12 protein-coding genes and 1 pseudogene are annotated in these 18,437 nt (G+C 35.8%); 10 read left to right on the top strand and 3 right to left on the bottom strand.

Annotated elements, in window-relative coordinates; all coding sequences use genetic code 11:
• Positions 1–47: 47 nt before the first annotated feature.
• Entirely contained in the window at positions 48–422 is a 375-nt protein-coding gene (locus BM383_RS11440; RefSeq protein ID WP_093025278.1) for an SPOR domain-containing protein, read from the bottom strand.
• Positions 423–648: 226 nt separating this feature from the next.
• Between BM383_RS11440 and BM383_RS11435 the strand changes: the two genes are divergently transcribed.
• From BM383_RS11435 to BM383_RS11400, 8 genes are read left to right on the top strand one after another with little or no spacing between them, the layout of a single operon-like run.
• Positions 649–2,007, top strand: a complete 1,359-nt coding sequence (locus BM383_RS11435; RefSeq protein ID WP_093025277.1) for a c-type cytochrome — start codon at positions 649–651, stop codon at positions 2,005–2,007.
• 33 nt (positions 2,008–2,040) lie between these two features.
• The gene (locus BM383_RS11430) at positions 2,041–5,151 is read left to right on the top strand and encodes a TAT-variant-translocated molybdopterin oxidoreductase (RefSeq protein ID WP_093025276.1); all 3,111 of its coding nucleotides are present in this window, start codon (positions 2,041–2,043) and stop codon (positions 5,149–5,151) included.
• Positions 5,152–5,194: 43 nt separating this feature from the next.
• Complete coding sequence (gene nrfD, locus BM383_RS11425; RefSeq protein ID WP_093025275.1) at positions 5,195–6,592, top strand: NrfD/PsrC family molybdoenzyme membrane anchor subunit; 1,398 nt, start codon at positions 5,195–5,197, stop codon at positions 6,590–6,592.
• Positions 6,585–7,109 (top strand): DUF3341 domain-containing protein, encoded by a 525-nt coding sequence (locus BM383_RS11420; RefSeq protein ID WP_093025274.1) that lies wholly within the window; start codon positions 6,585–6,587, stop codon positions 7,107–7,109. Before nrfD ends, BM383_RS11420 begins: the two co-directional genes overlap by 8 nt.
• An 8-nt stretch (positions 7,110–7,117) precedes the next feature.
• Positions 7,118–7,675 carry a c-type cytochrome gene (locus BM383_RS11415; RefSeq protein WP_093025273.1) on the top strand — a complete coding sequence of 186 codons (558 nt, stop codon included), beginning with the start codon at positions 7,118–7,120 and terminating at the stop codon, positions 7,673–7,675.
• A 36-nt stretch (positions 7,676–7,711) separates the two neighbouring features.
• Positions 7,712–9,091 carry a quinol:cytochrome C oxidoreductase gene (locus BM383_RS11410; protein WP_093025272.1) on the top strand — a complete coding sequence of 460 codons (1,380 nt, stop codon included), beginning with the start codon at positions 7,712–7,714 and terminating at the stop codon, positions 9,089–9,091.
• Between the two features lie 29 nt (positions 9,092–9,120).
• Entirely contained in the window at positions 9,121–10,251 is a 1,131-nt protein-coding gene (locus BM383_RS11405) for a cytochrome c oxidase subunit II (protein ID WP_093025271.1), read from the top strand.
• 38 nt (positions 10,252–10,289) lie between these two features.
• Positions 10,290–12,071, top strand: coding sequence for a cytochrome c oxidase subunit I (locus BM383_RS11400; protein ID WP_093025270.1), 1,782 nt, complete (start codon positions 10,290–10,292; stop codon positions 12,069–12,071).
• 533 nt (positions 12,072–12,604) lie between these two features.
• On the opposite strand, the pseudogene BM383_RS11395 reads toward BM383_RS11400, so the two are convergent.
• A pseudogene (locus tag BM383_RS11395) lies at positions 12,605–14,148 on the bottom strand (IS1182 family transposase).
• A 120-nt stretch (positions 14,149–14,268) separates the two neighbouring features.
• A complete protein-coding gene (gene pckA / locus BM383_RS11390) occupies positions 14,269–15,861 on the bottom strand; it encodes a phosphoenolpyruvate carboxykinase (ATP) (protein WP_093025269.1) in 1,593 nt (530 codons plus the stop codon).
• A 218-nt stretch (positions 15,862–16,079) separates the two neighbouring features.
• On the opposite strand from pckA, the gene ruvB reads away from it, so the two are divergent.
• Both ruvB and BM383_RS11380 read left to right on the top strand, forming a co-directional pair.
• Positions 16,080–17,102, top strand: coding sequence for a Holliday junction branch migration DNA helicase RuvB (ruvB, locus tag BM383_RS11385; protein ID WP_093025268.1), 1,023 nt, complete (start codon positions 16,080–16,082; stop codon positions 17,100–17,102).
• A 5-nt stretch (positions 17,103–17,107) separates the two neighbouring features.
• Complete coding sequence (locus BM383_RS11380) at positions 17,108–18,436, top strand: cytochrome P450 (RefSeq protein ID WP_093025267.1); 1,329 nt, start codon at positions 17,108–17,110, stop codon at positions 18,434–18,436.
• Position 18,437: the final 1 nt, after the last annotated feature.

Here is an 18,437-nt window from a genome sequence, read left to right as displayed (position 1 = left end):
AGAATTAATAAGAAGTAAAAAAAAGCCGGCTTTTAAGCCGGCTTTTTTTATTTCTTAGGATTAATGATCAGTGCTCCTGGGTATTCTTTTTTAATGGCAATTAAGTGCTTGTCTGCTTCTAGTCTTGTTCTAAATTTTCCTGCTCTTAATTTGTAGTTTGGATACTCATAGTTGATTTCAAAATTCCAATCAGGAAACTTTTCTATGAATTCTTTAGAAGCTTCTTCAGTATTGGCTTTACCACCGCTGTATATCTGAATTTTATAGATTTTATCTATGTTTTCATCATATCCAAGCTCAGTTTTAAGTTCCATTAATTTGGCTACAACTTCGGGTTGTTCTATGTTGTTATTTTCCGTTTGACTATAATTTATCTGTGTAGAAAATAATCCTAAAAAGGATAATGCATACAGTTTTTTCATCTTTAAAAATCTCATATTGAATACTTAATGTTGCAAAAGTAATTTTTATTGTTTGGGTATGGAAATTTAAAATTATTTAGAATTGATATAAATTGAATATTAACGCTTCTGTAACATTTCTAAAATGGACTCTATATTGTATTTTTGCTCTCAGTTCATCGGAATATATGATTTTTATCATTGTAAAAATCATGCCAACTTTAGATTGATAATACAATTTACTAATATGAAAAAGGTGAAACACCGTTATTCAACCTCTAAAATTTTAGGTTTAAGTCTAGCACTTCTGTTAGCATTTTCAACCACTGTTTTTTCACAGGAAGCAACTTCGGAAGATGCTGCTTCTACAGAGCAAGCAGCTACTTCAGGTACTGATGCTGCTGGTGATCCTGCAAATGGGAAAAAACTCTTTAACTCCAATTGTGCTGCATGTCACGCTTTAGATAAAAGAATGACAGGTCCTGCGCTTCGTGGTGTAGGCGACAAGCATGATAAGGAATGGTTGTACAGTTGGATTCATAATAGTTCTGCATTGATAAAAGCAGGTGATGCTGATGCGGTAGCTATCTATGAAGAATTTAACCAAACTCAAATGACTGCTTTTCCACAGCTGTCTGAAGCGGATATTGACGATATCATTGCTTACACAATGCAGCCAAAAGCTGAGCCAAAACAAACTGCTTCAACTGATGGTGGTTCTGGGAGTTCAGATGGTGGTAATTCAGGTGGGATTAATACAAATATAGTTTTAGGAGCTTTAGCGCTTGGTTTTGCGTTAATGATTGTAATGCTTTATGTGGTTAATCAGACATTAAGAAGAATTGCTGAAGCGAATGGAATAGCATTAAGCGAAGAGAAAGAAAAAAGACTGCCGATTTGGAAAGCATTTGTTCAAAACCAATTCTTGGTGATTGTTTCAGTGATTTTCTTATTGTTGGTTTCTGCATACTTTGCCTACGGTTACTTTATGCAGGTAGGTGTAGATAAAGGTTATCAGCCAGTGCAGCCAATTCATTTCTCACACAGAATTCACGCTGGTGATAATGGTATTGACTGTAAGTATTGTCACTCTTCTGCACGTGTTAGTAAAACATCAGGAATTCCTTCCTTGAATATTTGTATGAACTGTCATAAGAATATTAGTGAGGTTGCTGAAGAGACGGGAACAGAAAAACATCCAAAAGAATTTTACGATGCTCAAATCCAAAAGTTATACAAAGCTGTTGGTTGGGATGCTTCAACAATGACTTATACTGGAGAAACAGAATCTGTGAAATGGGTTCGTATTCATAATTTACCTGATTTTGCGTATTTCAATCACTCTCAACACGTAACTGTTGCTGGTGTAATGTGTCAAGAATGTCACGGACCAGTTGAGGAGATGGAAGTTTTAGAGCAGTATGCGCCGTTAACTATGGGTTGGTGTATCAACTGTCACCGTGAGACAAATGTGAAGATGGATGGTAATGAGTACTATGAAGAGTATTACGGTAAAATTCACGATCAACTTGCCAAAAAGTATGGTAAAGATGAGTTGACCATTGGTGACTTAGGTGGTCTAGAGTGTGGTAAGTGTCACTATTAATTAATTGTCAAAAGAGCTAATTTTATATATAACATGGCATCAAACAAAAAATACTGGGTAAGTGTCGAAGAGCTAAAACCTGAGAATAGCTCTAAGGTTGAGACGCTAAAACAGAATGAGTTTGTAAATGAGATTCCTGTTGATCAATTTTTAGGAGAGCAATCTCAAGAAGATTCTTCAGCAACATCACGAAGAGACTTTTTAAAGTTTGTTGGTTTTAGTACTGCTGCTGCATCTTTAGCAGCTTGTGAAGGTCCTGTGAAAAAGGCAATACCTTACGTAGTACAGCCAGAAGAAATACGTCCGGGTGTAGCTAATTACTATGCGTCTACAATAGCGGATGGGTATGATTTTGCAAGTGTATTGGTTAAAACCAGAGAGGGTAGGCCAATATTTGTAAAAAATCATGATAAAGCAGAAGTTAATAGTAGTGCAAATGCAAGAGTAGTTGCATCTGTATTGTCTATGTATGATACAAAACGTGTTCAGGGTCCTAAAAAGGATGGGAAAGATGTTTCTTGGTCTGATTTGAATGCTGATGTGAAGGCTAAAATTCAACAAGCAAAAGCTCAGGGTAAAGATGTTGTGTTTTTAACGCAAACTTTTGCGAGTCCTTCCACTGCTAAATTGGTAAGCGAATATTCTGCTGCTGTTGGTGGTGTAAAGCATGTTATTTATGATGCTGTTTCGGAAGATGCAGCTTTGAATGCTTTTGAAGCTAAATATGGTACACGTGCAATGGCAGATTACGATTTGTCAAAAGCTGAAGTTATAGTTTCTTTTGATGCTGATTTTATTGCTGATTGGCAAGGTGGAGGTTTTGAAGGTAGTTATGCAAAGGGTAGAGTTCCGAGTAATGGAAAAATGTCTCGCCATGTTCAGTTTGAATCTAATATGAGTTTGACAGGTGCTAATGCAGATAAGAGAGTTGCGTTAACGCCAAGTCAAGTTAAAATAGCAATTGCTAAATTTTACGGTGCTATGACTGGAGTTTCTATAGGAGGTTCTCTTCCTGAAGCTGCAGAAGAGGCTGTGAAGGCTGCTGCAAAGCAGGTTAAGAAAGCTGGTTCAAAAGCAGTTGTTCTTACAGGTTTGCAAGATGATAATGCGCAAGCATTGGCTTTAGCTATCAATGAGAGTCTGTCTAGTGAGGCTTTTGATCCATCTTCACCTTTATATACTAGAAAAGGTAATTTTAGTTCAGTTCAATCGTTAATAAAAGATATGAACTCTGGTAAAGTAGGAGTTCTAGTAATGGTGGGGGTAAATCCTTTATATACTTTAGCAGAAGCTAAATCTTTTGAACAAGGATTGAGTAAAGTAGGTACATCTGTAGTATTCTCTATGAAAGAGGATGAAACAGCATTGAAATCTACATATGTAGCTGCAATGCCTCATTATTTAGAGTCTTGGGGTGATGTAGAGATTAAAAAAGGTCATTACAGTTTAATGCAGCCAACTATTCGTCCATTGTTTGATACTATGCAATTTCAGGATGCATTATTAAACTGGATGGGTAATGATACTTCTTATTACGAATATGTAAAAGAAAATTGGACAACGTCAATCTTGAATGGTTCTAGTTGGAATCAAGCATTACATGATGGGGTTTATAAAAATACATCTGCTGGTGTAACAGCTTCTAATGAAGGAGTTGTTTCGGAAGGGGCTATGAATGTCGAATCTGCACCTGTAGTTTTAGCTTCTGGTGCTGGTGATTACGCTGTTCGTTTAGCGAAATCTTCAGTAGAAGGTGTTGAATTGATGTTGTATACCAAAACCGGTATGGGTGATGGTCAGCAGGCAAATAATCCTTGGTTGCAAGAATTTCCGGATCCAATTACAAGAAATACTTGGGATAACTATCTAACGGTATCTAAAGCTGATGCTGATGCATGGGGCTTTGAAAATACATTAGCTGATAATGGAGGTTTAGACGGTAGTTATGCAAAAATTACCGTTAATGGAGTTTCTGCTACTGTTCCAGTTTTAATTCAACCTGGTCAAGCAAAGGGATCTGTTGGTTTAGCTCTTGGGTATGGTAAGAAGGAAGGTGTTCAAGAAGAAATGCAGGTAGGTGTAAATGCTTATCCGTTTTATTTTGAAGGAAATAATGTTCAGCCTGTGAAAATTGAAAAAGTTTCTGGGACTCATGAGTTTGCTTCAGTTCAGATGCAAAATACTTTAGATGGTCGTGGAGATATTTTAAGAGAAACTACTTTAGAGGTATTTAATACTGAAAATGCTCATCATTGGAATCCTCAACCAGAAGTATCTATGATGCATCAAGAGGTTGAAGCTGATGAGGCTAACTTATGGCAGGAATTTGATACAACTGTTGGGCATCACTTTAACTTGTCTATAGACTTGTCTTCATGTACAGGGTGTGGAGCATGTGTTATTGCATGTCATGCGGAAAATAATGTACCTGTTGTAGGTAAAAGTGAGATTAGAAAATTTAGAGATATGCATTGGCTGCGTATTGATAGATACTATTCTTCTGAAGAAAGTTTTGAAGCGGATGTTGAAAAAGTGGAAGCAGCTCCTGGGGCAATTTCAACTTATCATGAGTTAGAAGATCCTTCTGCGAATCCACAGGTAGCATTTCAACCGGTGATGTGTCAGCATTGTAATCATGCGCCTTGTGAAACAGTTTGTCCTGTAGCGGCAACTTCACATGGTCGTCAAGGTCAAAATCAAATGATTTATAATCGATGTGTTGGTACTCGTTATTGTGCTAATAACTGTCCTTATAAAGTTCGTCGTTTCAATTGGTTCTTATATGCTGAGAATGATGAATTTGATTTCCATATGAATAATGATTTAGGTCGTATGGTGTTGAATCCAGATGTTGTAGTACGTTCTAGAGGTGTTATGGAGAAATGTTCTATGTGTATGCAAATGACACAAAAAACTATTCTTGATGCCAAACGTGAAGGTAGAACAATAGAGGATGGAGAATTCCAAACTGCTTGTTCTGCTGCATGTAGTACTGGAGCAATGGTATTTGGTGATGTTAATAACAAAGAGAGTGAAATATCTAAGTTAAAAGAAGATGACCGTATGTATCATTTACTAGGATTCAAAGGAACAAGACCAAATGTGATCTATCAAGTAAAAGTTAGAAACACAGAAGAAGCTTAAGATAAAATAAAATAAACTAATAATTATTATATAAAATAGTATTATGGCGTCGCATTACGAAGCACCTATACGTGAACCCTTAGTAACCGGTGATAAGACTTATCACGATGTTACTGTTGATGTAGCCGCTCCGGTTGAAGGGAGAGCAAACAAACAATGGTGGATAGTGTTCTCAATAGCATTGGTTGCCTTTTTATGGGGACTTGGATGTATCATTTATACTGTATCTACCGGTATTGGTGTTTGGGGGCTTAACAAAACTGTTGGTTGGGCCTGGGATATTACTAACTTCGTTTGGTGGGTTGGTATTGGTCACGCAGGTACCTTGATATCTGCAGTATTATTATTGTTCCGTCAAAAGTGGAGAATGGCGATTAACCGTTCTGCTGAGGCAATGACAATTTTCTCGGTAGTTCAGGCGGGTCTTTTCCCAATTATTCACATGGGACGTCCTTGGTTAGCTTATTGGGTATTACCTATTCCTAACCAGTTTGGTTCTTTGTGGGTAAACTTTAACTCACCGCTTTTATGGGATGTATTCGCAATTTCTACCTATTTATCGGTTTCATTGGTTTTCTGGTGGACTGGTTTGTTACCTGATTTTGCAATGCTTCGTGATAGAGCTGTGAAGCCTTTCCAAAAGAAAATTTATTCTTTATTAAGTTTCGGATGGAGTGGACGTGCTAAAGATTGGCAACGTTTTGAAGAGGTTTCTTTGGTATTAGCTGGTTTGGCAACTCCTTTAGTACTTTCGGTACACACCATTGTATCTTTTGACTTTGCTACTTCTGTAATACCTGGATGGCACTCAACAATTTTCCCTCCGTATTTCGTAGCTGGAGCTATCTTCTCTGGATTTGCAATGGTATTAACATTGTTGATCATCATGAGAAAGGTTTCAAATCTAGAAAACTACATTACGATTGTTCATATCGAAAATATGAATAAAGTAATCTTGTTAACCGGTGGAGTTGTATCGGTTGCTTATATCACTGAATTCTTTATCGGATGGTATTCAGGAACAAATTATGAAGATTATACATATATGTCTATTGGAGCAGCAACTGGACCTTACTGGTGGGCTTTCTGGGCATTGATTATCTGTAACTTCATTGTTCCACAAACTTTATGGGTTAAAAAATTAAGAACGAACTATATGTGGTCTTTCATTGTTTCTATTGTGATAAACATAGGAATGTGGTTTGAGCGTTTCGATATTATCGTTATCGACTTAAGTAAAGGTCACTTACCATCATCTTGGACAATGTTCTCTCCTACATTTATAGATATAGGAGTGTTCATTGGAACTATCGGTTTCTTCTTCGTATTGTTCTTATTATATGCAAGAACATTCCCTGTAATTGCACAGGCAGAGGTAAAAACTATTTTGAAATCATCTGGTGAAAAATATAAAAAATTAAGAGACGGCAATCATGAGTAATAAAGTTATACAAGCTATTTACAATGATGATGATGTGCTTTTACATGCTGTTAAAAAGGTAAAAGCAGAAAAGCATCATATAGAAGAAATCTTTACGCCTTTTCCGGTACACGGATTGGATAAAGCCATGGGCTTAGAGCATACAAGATTAGCTATTTGTTCTTTTATTTTTGGTTGTGTAGGAATCAGTGTTGCTGCAACAATGATGTACTATATGATGATTGTTGACTGGCCTCAAAACATTGGTGGTAAACCAAGTTTTAGTTTCATTGAAAACTTGCCAACATTCATTCCAATTATGTTTGAAATGACAGTTTTCTTTGCGGCTCACTTAATGGTAATCACATTCTACATGAGAAGTAGATTATGGCCATTTAAAGAAGCTGAAAATCCAGACGTAAGAACAACAGATGATCATTTCTTAATGGAGATTGCGCTTCATGGAAATGAAAAAGAATTAACTGCTTTGTTAGAAGAAACTGGAGCAGTTGAAGTAATTGTTTCAGAAAAGCATTAATATAAGATATGAAAAGCTTATTTAAAATAGGAATTGTTTTGGGTGTTGCAGCTTCTGTAACTTCTTGTTTCAATAGTTCTAAACCAAACTATCAATACTTCCCTAACATGTATGAAGGTGTAAGTTATGAAACATACCAGGAGTCAGACGCTTTTCCAAATGATAAAGAAGCACAACTTCCGCCAGCAAATACAATCAAAAGAGGATGGTTGCCTTATGATTATGAGAACACCACAGAAGGGTACGATCTAGCTAAGGTAAATCTTCATAGTCCTCTGGATAGTGTGAATATGGAAGCTGATATGGCTAAAGGTAAAGAGCTTTTTACAATTTATTGTGCCATTTGTCACGGTGATAAAGGTGATGGTAATGGAACATTGGTAGAGAGAGAAAAGTTTTTAGGGGTTCCTAATTATGCCGATAGAGATATTTCAGAAGGTAGTGTTTATCATGTAATTTATTACGGATTAAACTCTATGGGTTCTTATGCTGTTCAATTGAATGAGAAAGAACGCTGGCAAGTTGCTGAGTATGTGATGAGTCTCAAAACTAAATTGTCGAAATAAAAACAAACTTCAACAGAAAAATATTCGTTAAGAGATATGTACACGTTATCAAATAAATTAAAAATTACTGCAATTGTTTGCATGGTTTTGGGGTTAATTGGAATCGCAATGGGATTCTTAAATGCTCCATCAACTGTTGAAGAAGCTGCTGCAATAGTAAAAGAGGCTAGTGCACATCACGGCGGTGGCCATGCTGAAGCGGAAGAAGCGCATGTAATGAAAATGGATCATCATGAAGGTGAAGTTGCCCATCATGCCGAAGATGAACATAATGCAGAAAGTACACATCATGCGGAAGCTGGTCACGATGAACACGCAGAGCATGTATTTCATCAATTACAAAACAGACCTTGGTCTGCTGTGTTAATTGCTGGATTTTTCTTCTTTATGTTGTCTCTAGGTACCTTGGTATTCTATGCAGTTCAAAGAGTAGCACAAGCAGGATGGTCTCCAGTATTGTTTAGAGTAATGGAGGCGATTACATCTTACTTGGTTCCTGGTGGTATTATTTTGTTTGTCTTTTTTGTATTGACAATATCACACATGAATCACCTGTATCTTTGGATGGAACCTGGAATTACAGATCACGATACAATTTTAGCTGGTAAAAGTGGATATTTGAATTCACCTTTCTTCATTATTAGAGCTGCTATCTTTATCGCTGGTTGGATTGGATATAGATTTATCTCTAGAAAATATTCATTGGCTCAAGATGAAGCTACAGATGATTCAAACTATAAGAAGAACTTTAAAATATCTGTATTTTTCTTATTATTCTTCTTTGTTTCAGAATCTATGATGGCTTGGGATTGGTTCATGAGTTTAGAGCCACACTGGTATAGTACATTATTTGCTTGGTATGTTTTCGCAACAATGTTTGTAAGTGCTATTACAGTTATTGCTATGAGTACTGTTTATTTGAAATCTAAAGGTCTTTTAGAGTTTGTTAATGATAGTCACTTACATGATTTAGCTAAATTTATGTTTGGTTTAAGTATCTTCTGGACATATTTATGGTTTGGACAATTCATGTTACAGTGGTATGCAAACATCCCTGAGGAATCTGGATATTTCTTACCAAGAATTGAGCACTATAATCCAATATTCTTTGGAATGGTTGCCATCAACTTCTTGTTCCCATTCCTTATTTTAATGAATAGTGATTTTAAACGTAAACCTTGGTTTATTTTCTTAGCGGGTACGTTTATTCTTATAGGTCATTACATGGATCTTTTCCAAATTGTAATGCCTTCAACAGTAGGTGAGCACTGGTCTTTCGGAGCTCCAGAGATTGGAAGTATTTTATTCTTCTTAGGTTTATTCTTAATTACAGTAACAAGTGCTTTTGCTAAAACTAAAGTATGGTTACCTAAGCGTGATCCATTTATTGAAGAAAGTAAACATTTCCACTATTAATAGAGTATAGAGTAAACAAAAATTATATAATGACTACCTTTTTAGCAATAATAGTTTTAGTTCTGGTTGCCATCGCAATTTGGCAAATGAGCAAGATATTCGAATTGTCGCAAGCACATACCGATAATTCGGAGGTTGCAAATGATAAGGATAACAAATTGAACGGTTATCTAATGTTTGGATTTTTGGCCGCTTTTTATATCTTCATGATATATGGTGTTTTCAAATGGGGACCTTTAGTTCTAGGTACACCAGCATCTGAACATGGTGACGATTATGATTTTCTTATGACCATGTCTATGGTTTTAATCTTTTTCGTTCAGTTTTTAACTCAAGGATTGTTATTTTTCTTTGCTTATAAATACAAAGGACAAAAAGGTAAAAAAGCATTGTTCTATGCAGATAATGACAAGTTAGAAATGATTTGGACTATTATCCCAGTAATTACTTTAGCTGGTTTAATTCTTTATGGATTATTTACTTGGACTACGATTATGGATGTGAATTCTGAAGATGAAGATCCTATGGTTATAGAATTATATGCACAACAGTTTAACTGGAAAGCTAGATACGCTGGTCAAGATAATACATTAGGTGAAGCCAATGTTAGATTGATTGATATCGCAAGTTCTAATATTTTAGGAATCAATGAAGCAGATCCAAATGCTGATGATGATGTTATTGCAACAGAATTACATTTACCAGTAGGTAAGAAAGTTTTATTCAAAATGAGATCTCAAGACGTAATTCACTCTGCATACATGCCTCACTTTAGAGCACAGATGAACTGTGTCCCGGGTATGATCACTCAATTCTCTTTCACTCCAACAGTAACAACTGAGGAAATGAGAGCTGATGGAGGAATTGTAGAAAAGGTAGAGCGTATTAATGACATTAGAGCTGAAAAGCGTGCTAATGGTGAAGATGCAGACCCATACGAATTTGATTACCTATTATTGTGTAACAAAATTTGTGGGCAGTCTCACTACAATATGCAAATGAAAATCATCGTAGAATCTGAAGAAGATTTTAATGCTTGGATGAAAGAGCAAAAAACTTTTGCTGCATCAATGGGTAAAGATGATTCTTCAAATGGTGAAATGGCACAGTCAGAAGTGTTTATTTCAGATGACGAAGCTTCAATTATTGGAGTAAACTAATTAAGGATTTCGGTTTAAAAAAATTATAAAAATAAATCATGTCAGAACACGCACATCATAAAGAAACTTTTGTAACAAAGTATATCTTTAGTCAAGATCATAAGATGATCTCTAAACAATTCCTTATTACAGGTTTGTTAATGGGTATCATTGGTATTGCCATGTCTTTATTATTCAGAATGCAATTGGCTTGGCCAGGTGAATCTTTTAAGATATTTGAAGTTCTTTTAGGAAAATGGGCTCCTGATGGAGTAATGGATGCGAATATTTATTTAGCATTAGTAACTATCCACGGTACCATTATGGTATTCTTCGTGTTAACACAGGGTTTAAGTGGTACTTTTAGTAACTTATTAATTCCATTGCAAATTGGAGCACGTGATATGGCTTCAGGTTTTATGAACATGCTTTCTTATTGGATGTTCTTTTTATCTGCGATTATCATGGTAGGATCATTATTTATTGAGGCTGGTCCTGCAGCTGCTGGATGGACTATTTATCCTCCATTAAGTGCATTACCACAAGCACAACCAGGTTCTGGTTTAGGTATGACATTATGGTTGGTATCTATGGCTATTTTCATTGCTTCTTCTTTAATGGGGTCTTTGAACTATATAGTTACTGTTTTGAATTTACGTACAAAAGGTATGTCTATGACTAGATTACCTTTAACTATGTGGGCTTTATTTATTACAGCTGTAATTGGTGTAGTTTCTTTCCCAGTATTATTATCTGCTGCATTATTATTGATTATGGATAGAAGTTTTGGTACTTCCTTCTTCTTGTCAGATATATTTATTGGAGGTGAAGCATTACACTATCAAGGAGGTTCTCCAGTATTGTATGAGCACTTGTTCTGGTTCCTTGGTCACCCAGAGGTATACATTGTATTGTTACCTGCATTGGGTATCACTTCAGAAGTTATTGCAACCAATTCACGTAAACCAATTTTTGGTTACCGTGCAATGATTGCTTCTATTTTAGCTATTGCCTTCCTTTCTACAATTGTATGGGGTCACCATATGTTTGTATCAGGGATGAATCCATTCTTAGGTTCTGTATTTACATTCACAACCTTATTGATTGCGATTCCTTCGGCTGTAAAAGGATTTAACTATATAACAACACTATGGAAAGGTAATCTTCAAATGAACCCAGCCATGTTGTTCTCAATAGGTATGGTTTCTACCTTTATTACTGGTGGTTTAACAGGTATTATTTTAGGAGATAGTACTTTGGATATTAACGTGCATGATACGTATTTCGTAGTAGCTCACTTCCACTTAGTAATGGGTATTTCATCTTTATACGGAATGTTTGCTGGTATTTATCACTGGTATCCTAAAATGTTTGGTAGAATGATGAGCAAGAATTTAGGTTATGTTCATTTCTGGTTAACTTTAATTGCTGCTTATGGTGTTTTCTTCCCAATGCACTTTATTGGACTAGCTGGTCTTCCAAGACGTTATTATAGTAACTCGGCGTTTCCATTATTTGATGAATTACAAGACACAAATGTTGTAATTACAATCTTTGCGTTATTAGCTGGTTTTGCACAATTATTCTTTTTATGGAACTTCTTCAGAAGTATGTTTTACGGTAAGAAGGCAACTCAAAACCCATGGAAATCAAATACACTTGAGTGGACTACTCCAGTAGAACATTTACACGGTAACTGGCCAGGAGAAATTCCTCACGTACACAGGTGGCCATACGATTATAGTAAAACTAACGAGGATGGAGAGTATGTGATTCCTGGACAGGATTTTGTTCCGCAAACTATTCCATTGCAAGATGGTGAAGAGGAAATGAATCATTAATTCAATCCAAAAAAATATATATAAAGGCTACCAAAACTGGTAGCCTTTTCTTTTTGGTAAATATATTATCTGTTTATAAAGATAAATTAGGTTTGAAGTTTGCTATAACAACTGGATTAATATGTATTTGTAGTCGGTTTAGTGATGTTAGTTTGTCTATAACTACATTTCTATATGATTGTTTTTATCTAGTCTCTATTACCGCTATTTAGGTGCTTGTGGAAATAAAGGTTATCTCGTTCTATGAATATTAAAAAAATCTTATGACGTTTATAGCTTACATTAGTTAATCATTGTAACTAGTTGTATTCTTCTTTAGGTCTTGAAGTATAGTAGATGATTTATTATATGTCTATGGGAATTAGGTTTAGAAAATTCTATGTTGATATTGAACTAAGGAGTAAATAGAATGCAAGCAAAGAGGCTGTCTAAAAAGTATTTATGGCGGTCTTTTTTTTGTTGTTTACCTCTGTTGATTAATGAGGAGAATAGCATATGATTTAATAATTATGAGTAAAGTTTAGAGGGAGGTTCTACGCCCTGCTTAGGAAGAGTTTATTCAGGTTATGAGCCATAGCTATCAGCCCTATTTCGGTTTCTACCTTGTCTATGCCCCTAAGCATACACCTTTTATAGTTCATATTTTGCTTTATATTACCAAACACAGCCTCTACTTCCCAACATCTTCGTTTGCGATGGGTAATTCCCTGCTCGCTCAGTAACCGCTCTTTTGCTTGCTTTTTATAAGCAATAAGTTTGTGATTTCGTTCAATAATTCGATTGCCTTTACTTTGATGACATATCCCTCTTAAAGTGCATCCTTGGCAGTTTGCAGCCTGATAACGATGGTAAGTCTGTAGGTATCCTGTGGTAGTTTTACTTTGTTTTTCTCCTATATAATTCATAGGCTGCCCCATTGGACAATAATAGGTATCTGTCTGCTGGTTATAATGGAGTTTATCTGGATGGAAGGGGGCTTTATCTACAAGGGCTTTGGCTTGTTTTTGTTCTTTGTGGAAGTAATTGTACTTAACAAAGGCTTTTATGTCTTTATCTTCAAGTGCCTGATAGTTTTCTTCACTACCATAACCAGCATCTGCTGTTAGAGTTTCAGGTGTCTGTTCAAAGGCTTTTTCAAAACCTTCCAAATGATCGATAAGAGTGGTAGTGTCGGCGGTGGTTTGCGCCAGCGAGTAATGTACTATAAATTGATTATTGGTGGAAGCTTGTAGATTATACCCGGGTTTTAGCTGACCATTTTTCATGTGATCCTCTTTCATGCGCATGAAGGTAGCGTCAGGGTCGGTCTTACTCATACTCTGACGATGCCCTAACTTCTTTTGCTGTTCGTTGTACTTAGCTACATTCTTAGGCCAGTTCTTTTGCGCATAATTTAGTTTCTGTTTTACCTTACTATCAACAGTTTTTTTTTCAAGTGCCTGATTAATTTGTTGTATAGTGGCTGAGACTTTCTCAGGATCTATAGCTGCAAAATCAGGAGTATTTGGTAGTTGTTCTTCATCTGCATAGACTTGTTCTACATACTGCCAGAGTTCTTTTAGTTGTTTCTCAATCCGTGTACGGGAAGTTTTGATACTTTTAGCCATACAAAAGTATATTTATTAGCATTAGCTTCTAGCTTAGTGCCATCAACATAGATATCCTTTAAACTTAAATAACCTTGCTCATTTAAAAGAAGTACTACTTGATTAAATATCTCTTTGAAAGAATCTTTCAATTTACCCGAACGAAAATTATTAATCGTATTATGATCAGGCTTTGCTCCACCGCTGAGCCAGATAAAATGTATATTTTCAGAAAGTGATTGCTCGATCTTTCGTGAAGAATATAAATTCCTTAGATAAGAATAAACCAATATCTTCAATAAAACTTTAGGGTGATAGCTTGAGGTACCGCCGCCACGATATTTCTGTTCCAAAAAACTTAAATCTATCGATTCGAGTATCGTGTCTACTATCCGAACGGGATGGTTATCAGGTACTAAGTCATCATAACTCGGTGGTAAAAGACTAAGCTGTGACTGATGGTAGGTTTTCCAAACTTGCTTACGATTCATTCTTAAATTTAAGCAAAATCTAAATTCTTTCAAAAAAAAGAGACTGCCTTTTTAGACAGCCTCTTCTAGATTGATTTTTAACACAATGGTTTTTACTTCATAGGTTACAATTATGTATTATTAAGAGTTTACAACTTCTTTAGGTCCAGCTTCAAGTATTTCAGGGTTCACGCCGCTTTCAAATTTTTTGAAGTTTTTCTGGAATAAAGAGATTAATTTAACTTTTGTTTTTTCATACTCAGCTTTATTAGCCCATGTATTTTCAGGTACTAAAATCTCGCTAGGTACGTTAGGACAGCTTGTTGGAATTTGGAATCCGAAACCTTCATCGGTTACATAGTCTACGTTTTCAAAACTTCCGTTGTGGATAGCATCGATCATAGCTCTAGTATATTTCAGTTTCATTCTGTTTCCTATTCCATAAGCTCCACCGCTCCATCCTGTGTTTACTAGCCAAGCTGTAGCTCCGTGTTCTTTAATTTTTTCTGCTAGTAATTCAGCATATTTGTTAGGGTGCCACATCATAAATGCTGCTCCAAAACATGCGCTAAATGTAGCTTCTGGTTCTGTTACTCCCATTTCTGTTCCTGCTACTTTTGCAGTATATCCAGAGATGAAGTGGTAACTAGCTTGTTCTGGTGTTAATTTACTTACTGGAGGTAACACACCAAATGCATCACAAGTTAAGAAGATGATATTTTTAGGGTGACCAGCTACACAAGGAAGTTGAACGTTTTCTATATAGTTAATAGGGTAAGATGCTCTTGTGTTTTGAGTGAAAGATACATCAGAATAATCTACGACTCTTGTATTTGGATCAAATCCTACATTTTCTAATACAGTACCAAATTTAATCGCATTGAAAATATCTGGTTCTTTTTCTGCGCTTAGATCAATGGCTTTTGCGTAACATCCACCTTCAATGTTGAAAGTACCTTCATCTGTCCAGCAGTGCTCATCATCACCAATCAATTTACGTTTAGGATCCGCACTTAACGTTGTTTTACCAGTTCCTGATAATCCGAATAAGATGGTAACATCTCCTTCTTCACCTACGTTAGCAGAACAGTGCATTGGCATTACACCTTCTAGTGGCATTAGGTAGTTCATGATAGAGAAAATACCTTTTTTCATCTCACCAGCGTACTCAGTACCTAAGATTACAATTTCTTTTTTCTCTAAGTTTACATCAACACTTGTTTTAGATGTCATGCTAGAAGTAAAGCTGTTTGCTTTGAATCCACCTGCATTGAAGATTACATAGTCTGGTTCTCCAAAGTTTTCTAACTCTTCAGCGGTTGGCATGATAAGCATGTTCTGCATAAATAATGCGTGGTATGCTCTTGTACAAACGATACGTACTTTAAGTCTGTATTTTGGATCCCATCCTGCGAAGGCATCTACTACGTATAAGTGTTCTTTAATATTTAAATAGTCAACAGCTCTTTCTCTGTTTACCATGTAAGTATACTCGTCTAATTCGATATTGATATCTCCCCAATCAATATTGTTTGCAGATCTAGGGTTTTTTACAACTCTTTTATCTTTTGGGCTTCTACCAGTTTTTTCTCCAGAGTAAGTCATTAATGCACCAACGCTAGAGATTGCAGTTCCTTTTTCAAGTCTAAGACCTAGTTCGTAAAGAACGGGTACACTACTGTTTCTGTGTATTGTCTCAACCTCAATTCCGTATTGTTTAAGATTAAATCCCATTTGTAATTATTTTATGTAGTTAGTAAAAGATTTTATTTTTAATTCTATTATCGTTTTTCAACAGTATAAAAGTCCAACATTTTTTCTTACTGATACATGACAATTGTCATCGGTAGATTGCATAAATTGAATTATAATAATAACTCTTTCTTTTAGTATCTTTGTTTCAGTAAGATTAATTATTTATAAAATTTTCTCTAATTTACTAAATTAAATTCATGAACAGCAATCTTGATCCCGATAAAAATCAATATTCGTCAGAAGAATTAGATATTGAAAGAGCGTTAAGGCCGTTGTCTTTTGAAGACTTCTCAGGGCAAGATGCTGTTTTAGAGAATTTACAGATTTTTGTAAAAGCTGCGAACTTAAGAGGAGAAGCTTTAGATCATACACTTTTCCATGGACCTCCTGGATTAGGAAAAACTACATTGGCACATATTTTAGCAAATGAATTGGAGGTTGGAATCAAGATTACTTCGGGTCCTGTATTAGATAAACCAGGTGATTTGGCTGGTTTATTAACCAATTTAGAAGAGCGCGATGTTCTTTTTATCGATGAGATTCACAGATTGAGTCCGGTAGTGGAAGAGTACCTATATTCTGCCATGGAAGATTACAAGATTGATATTATGATTGAGTCTGGCCCAAATGCCCGAACTGTTCAAATCAATCTAAATCCTTTCACATTAATTGGTGCAACCACGCGTTCAGGATTGCTTACAGCGCCCATGCGAGCGCGTTTTGGTATTCAGAGTCGTTTACAATATTATACAACGGAATTGTTAGCTGATATCATTCAGCGTTCTGCACATATTCTTCGGGTTCCAATCAAAATGGAAGCGGCTATAGAAATTGCCGGTCGTAGTCGCGGTACGCCGCGTATTGCAAACGCGTTACTACGTAGAGTTCGTGATTTTGCTCAGATCAAAGGAAATGGTACCATTGATATTGAAATTTCAAAATTCGCTTTAAAAGCTTTGAATGTAGATGCACATGGTTTAGATGAGATGGATAATAAGATTCTAGAAACCATCATTGATAAATTTAAAGGTGGTCCGGTTGGTATTACTACATTGGCGACTGCAGTTTCCGAAAATGGAGAAACCATTGAAGAAGTGTATGAGCCATTTCTTATACAGCAAGGATTTATAATTAGAACTCCTCGTGGACGCGAAGTAACAGAACTTGCCTATAAGCATTTGGGTAGAGTGAAGGGAAATATCCAGGGCGGATTGTTCTAAAGTATATGAGTAGCGATAAAAAAATCCCTACGGTTTCTACGTTTCGGTTTCTGAAAAACGCCAAACAGATTCTTAAAAATCCGTTGCCTTTTCATCAAGCCAACTTTGAGCGGCTGGGGGATACATTTTGTTTAAAAGTAAGTCCACGATCCAATCTGTTTTTTTCCAGAGATCCAGATTTTGCAGAACATATTTTGCAAAAAAATCAGCGTAATTATAAAAAGTCAGATATTCAAACGGAAGAACTCGCTAAATATGTAGGTCATGGTCTGTTGACTGCTGAAGGTAAACAATGGAAAACACAACGCAAACTCATTCAGCCTGCATTTCACAAAAAGAAATTGATGTTGTTACTGGAAGCTGTTCAAGAAGCTATTGTAGATGAGTTGCAACATATCACTACCGAGAAGGAAATTGATATTTTTCCTATTATGAATGATCTTGCTTTTCAAACTGTAGTGAAGGCGCTTTTCAGTAATGTGGCAGATAAAACCGATATACAGGAGCTTCAACATATAACGGAAACTGCGCAAAAAATGTTGATTAGCGAATTGCGTCAGCCTTACAAAAAGTGGTGGTTTAAGTTGACAGGCGAAATAGAAAAGAACATTGCTTTCTCCAAACAATCGAAAATTGTTTTAAAGAAAATTATAGATAAGCGAAAATCGTCTACTCAAAAAACTGATGATTTACTAGATATGTTGCTCGATGCGCGTTACGAAGATGGAAGTTCCATGACCGAAGATCAATTGATAGATGAGATTTTAATTCTTTTTGTTGCTGGGCATGAAACCACATCCAATGCGCTCACATTTGCATGCGAATTGTTAGCTAGAAATCCTCAAGTTCAGGAAAAGTTATCCGAAGAAATAATAACGCATAAAGAAGAATCTGATGTAATGACTCTTATTCAGAAAAGTCAGTATGCCAATGCGGTGATTAATGAGGTTATGCGAATGTATCCTCCGGTGTATTTTATAGATCGGGTGAGTAAAGAAGCAGATGAAATTAATGGATTTACAATTCCGAAAGGAGCCAATGTGTTACTTTCTATCTTTGAAATTCATCATCATCAAGATTTTTGGGAAAATCCAAATACATTCAATCCAGATCGTTTTTTGAATTATCAGTTTAAAAATGGAGATGCATACTATCCTTTTGGTGCTGGTCCTCGAAAATGTATTGGAAATAATTTTGCCATGTACGAAATGATTTTAGCTTTAAATGAATTGATGAAAAATTTCAAAATAGAGCCCAAAAGTGGTACTATAGAAATTACACCATTGATCAGTTTAAAACCTAAAAATGCCATTTTGAAGTTTACAAGACGATAAC

Source organism: Pustulibacterium marinum, assembly GCF_900116665.1.
GTDB lineage: Bacteria > Bacteroidota > Bacteroidia > Flavobacteriales > Flavobacteriaceae > Pustulibacterium > Pustulibacterium marinum.
This window is presented reverse-complemented; position numbering and strand designations above follow the sequence as displayed.

Coding starts and splice junctions, on each gene's coding strand:
- BM383_RS11440 (WP_093025278.1), bottom strand. CDS start 422: ATGAAAAAACTGTATGCATTATCCTTTTTAGGATTATTTTCTACACAG.
- BM383_RS11435 (WP_093025277.1), top strand. CDS start 649: ATGAAAAAGGTGAAACACCGTTATTCAACCTCTAAAATTTTAGGTTTA.
- BM383_RS11430 (WP_093025276.1), top strand. CDS start 2,041: ATGGCATCAAACAAAAAATACTGGGTAAGTGTCGAAGAGCTAAAACCT.
- nrfD (WP_093025275.1), top strand. CDS start 5,195: ATGGCGTCGCATTACGAAGCACCTATACGTGAACCCTTAGTAACCGGT.
- BM383_RS11420 (WP_093025274.1), top strand. CDS start 6,585: ATGAGTAATAAAGTTATACAAGCTATTTACAATGATGATGATGTGCTT.
- BM383_RS11415 (WP_093025273.1), top strand. CDS start 7,118: ATGAAAAGCTTATTTAAAATAGGAATTGTTTTGGGTGTTGCAGCTTCT.
- BM383_RS11410 (WP_093025272.1), top strand. CDS start 7,712: ATGTACACGTTATCAAATAAATTAAAAATTACTGCAATTGTTTGCATG.
- BM383_RS11405 (WP_093025271.1), top strand. CDS start 9,121: ATGACTACCTTTTTAGCAATAATAGTTTTAGTTCTGGTTGCCATCGCA.
- BM383_RS11400 (WP_093025270.1), top strand. CDS start 10,290: ATGTCAGAACACGCACATCATAAAGAAACTTTTGTAACAAAGTATATC.
- pckA (WP_093025269.1), bottom strand. CDS start 15,861: ATGGGATTTAATCTTAAACAATACGGAATTGAGGTTGAGACAATACAC.
- ruvB (WP_093025268.1), top strand. CDS start 16,080: ATGAACAGCAATCTTGATCCCGATAAAAATCAATATTCGTCAGAAGAA.
- BM383_RS11380 (WP_093025267.1), top strand. CDS start 17,108: ATGAGTAGCGATAAAAAAATCCCTACGGTTTCTACGTTTCGGTTTCTG.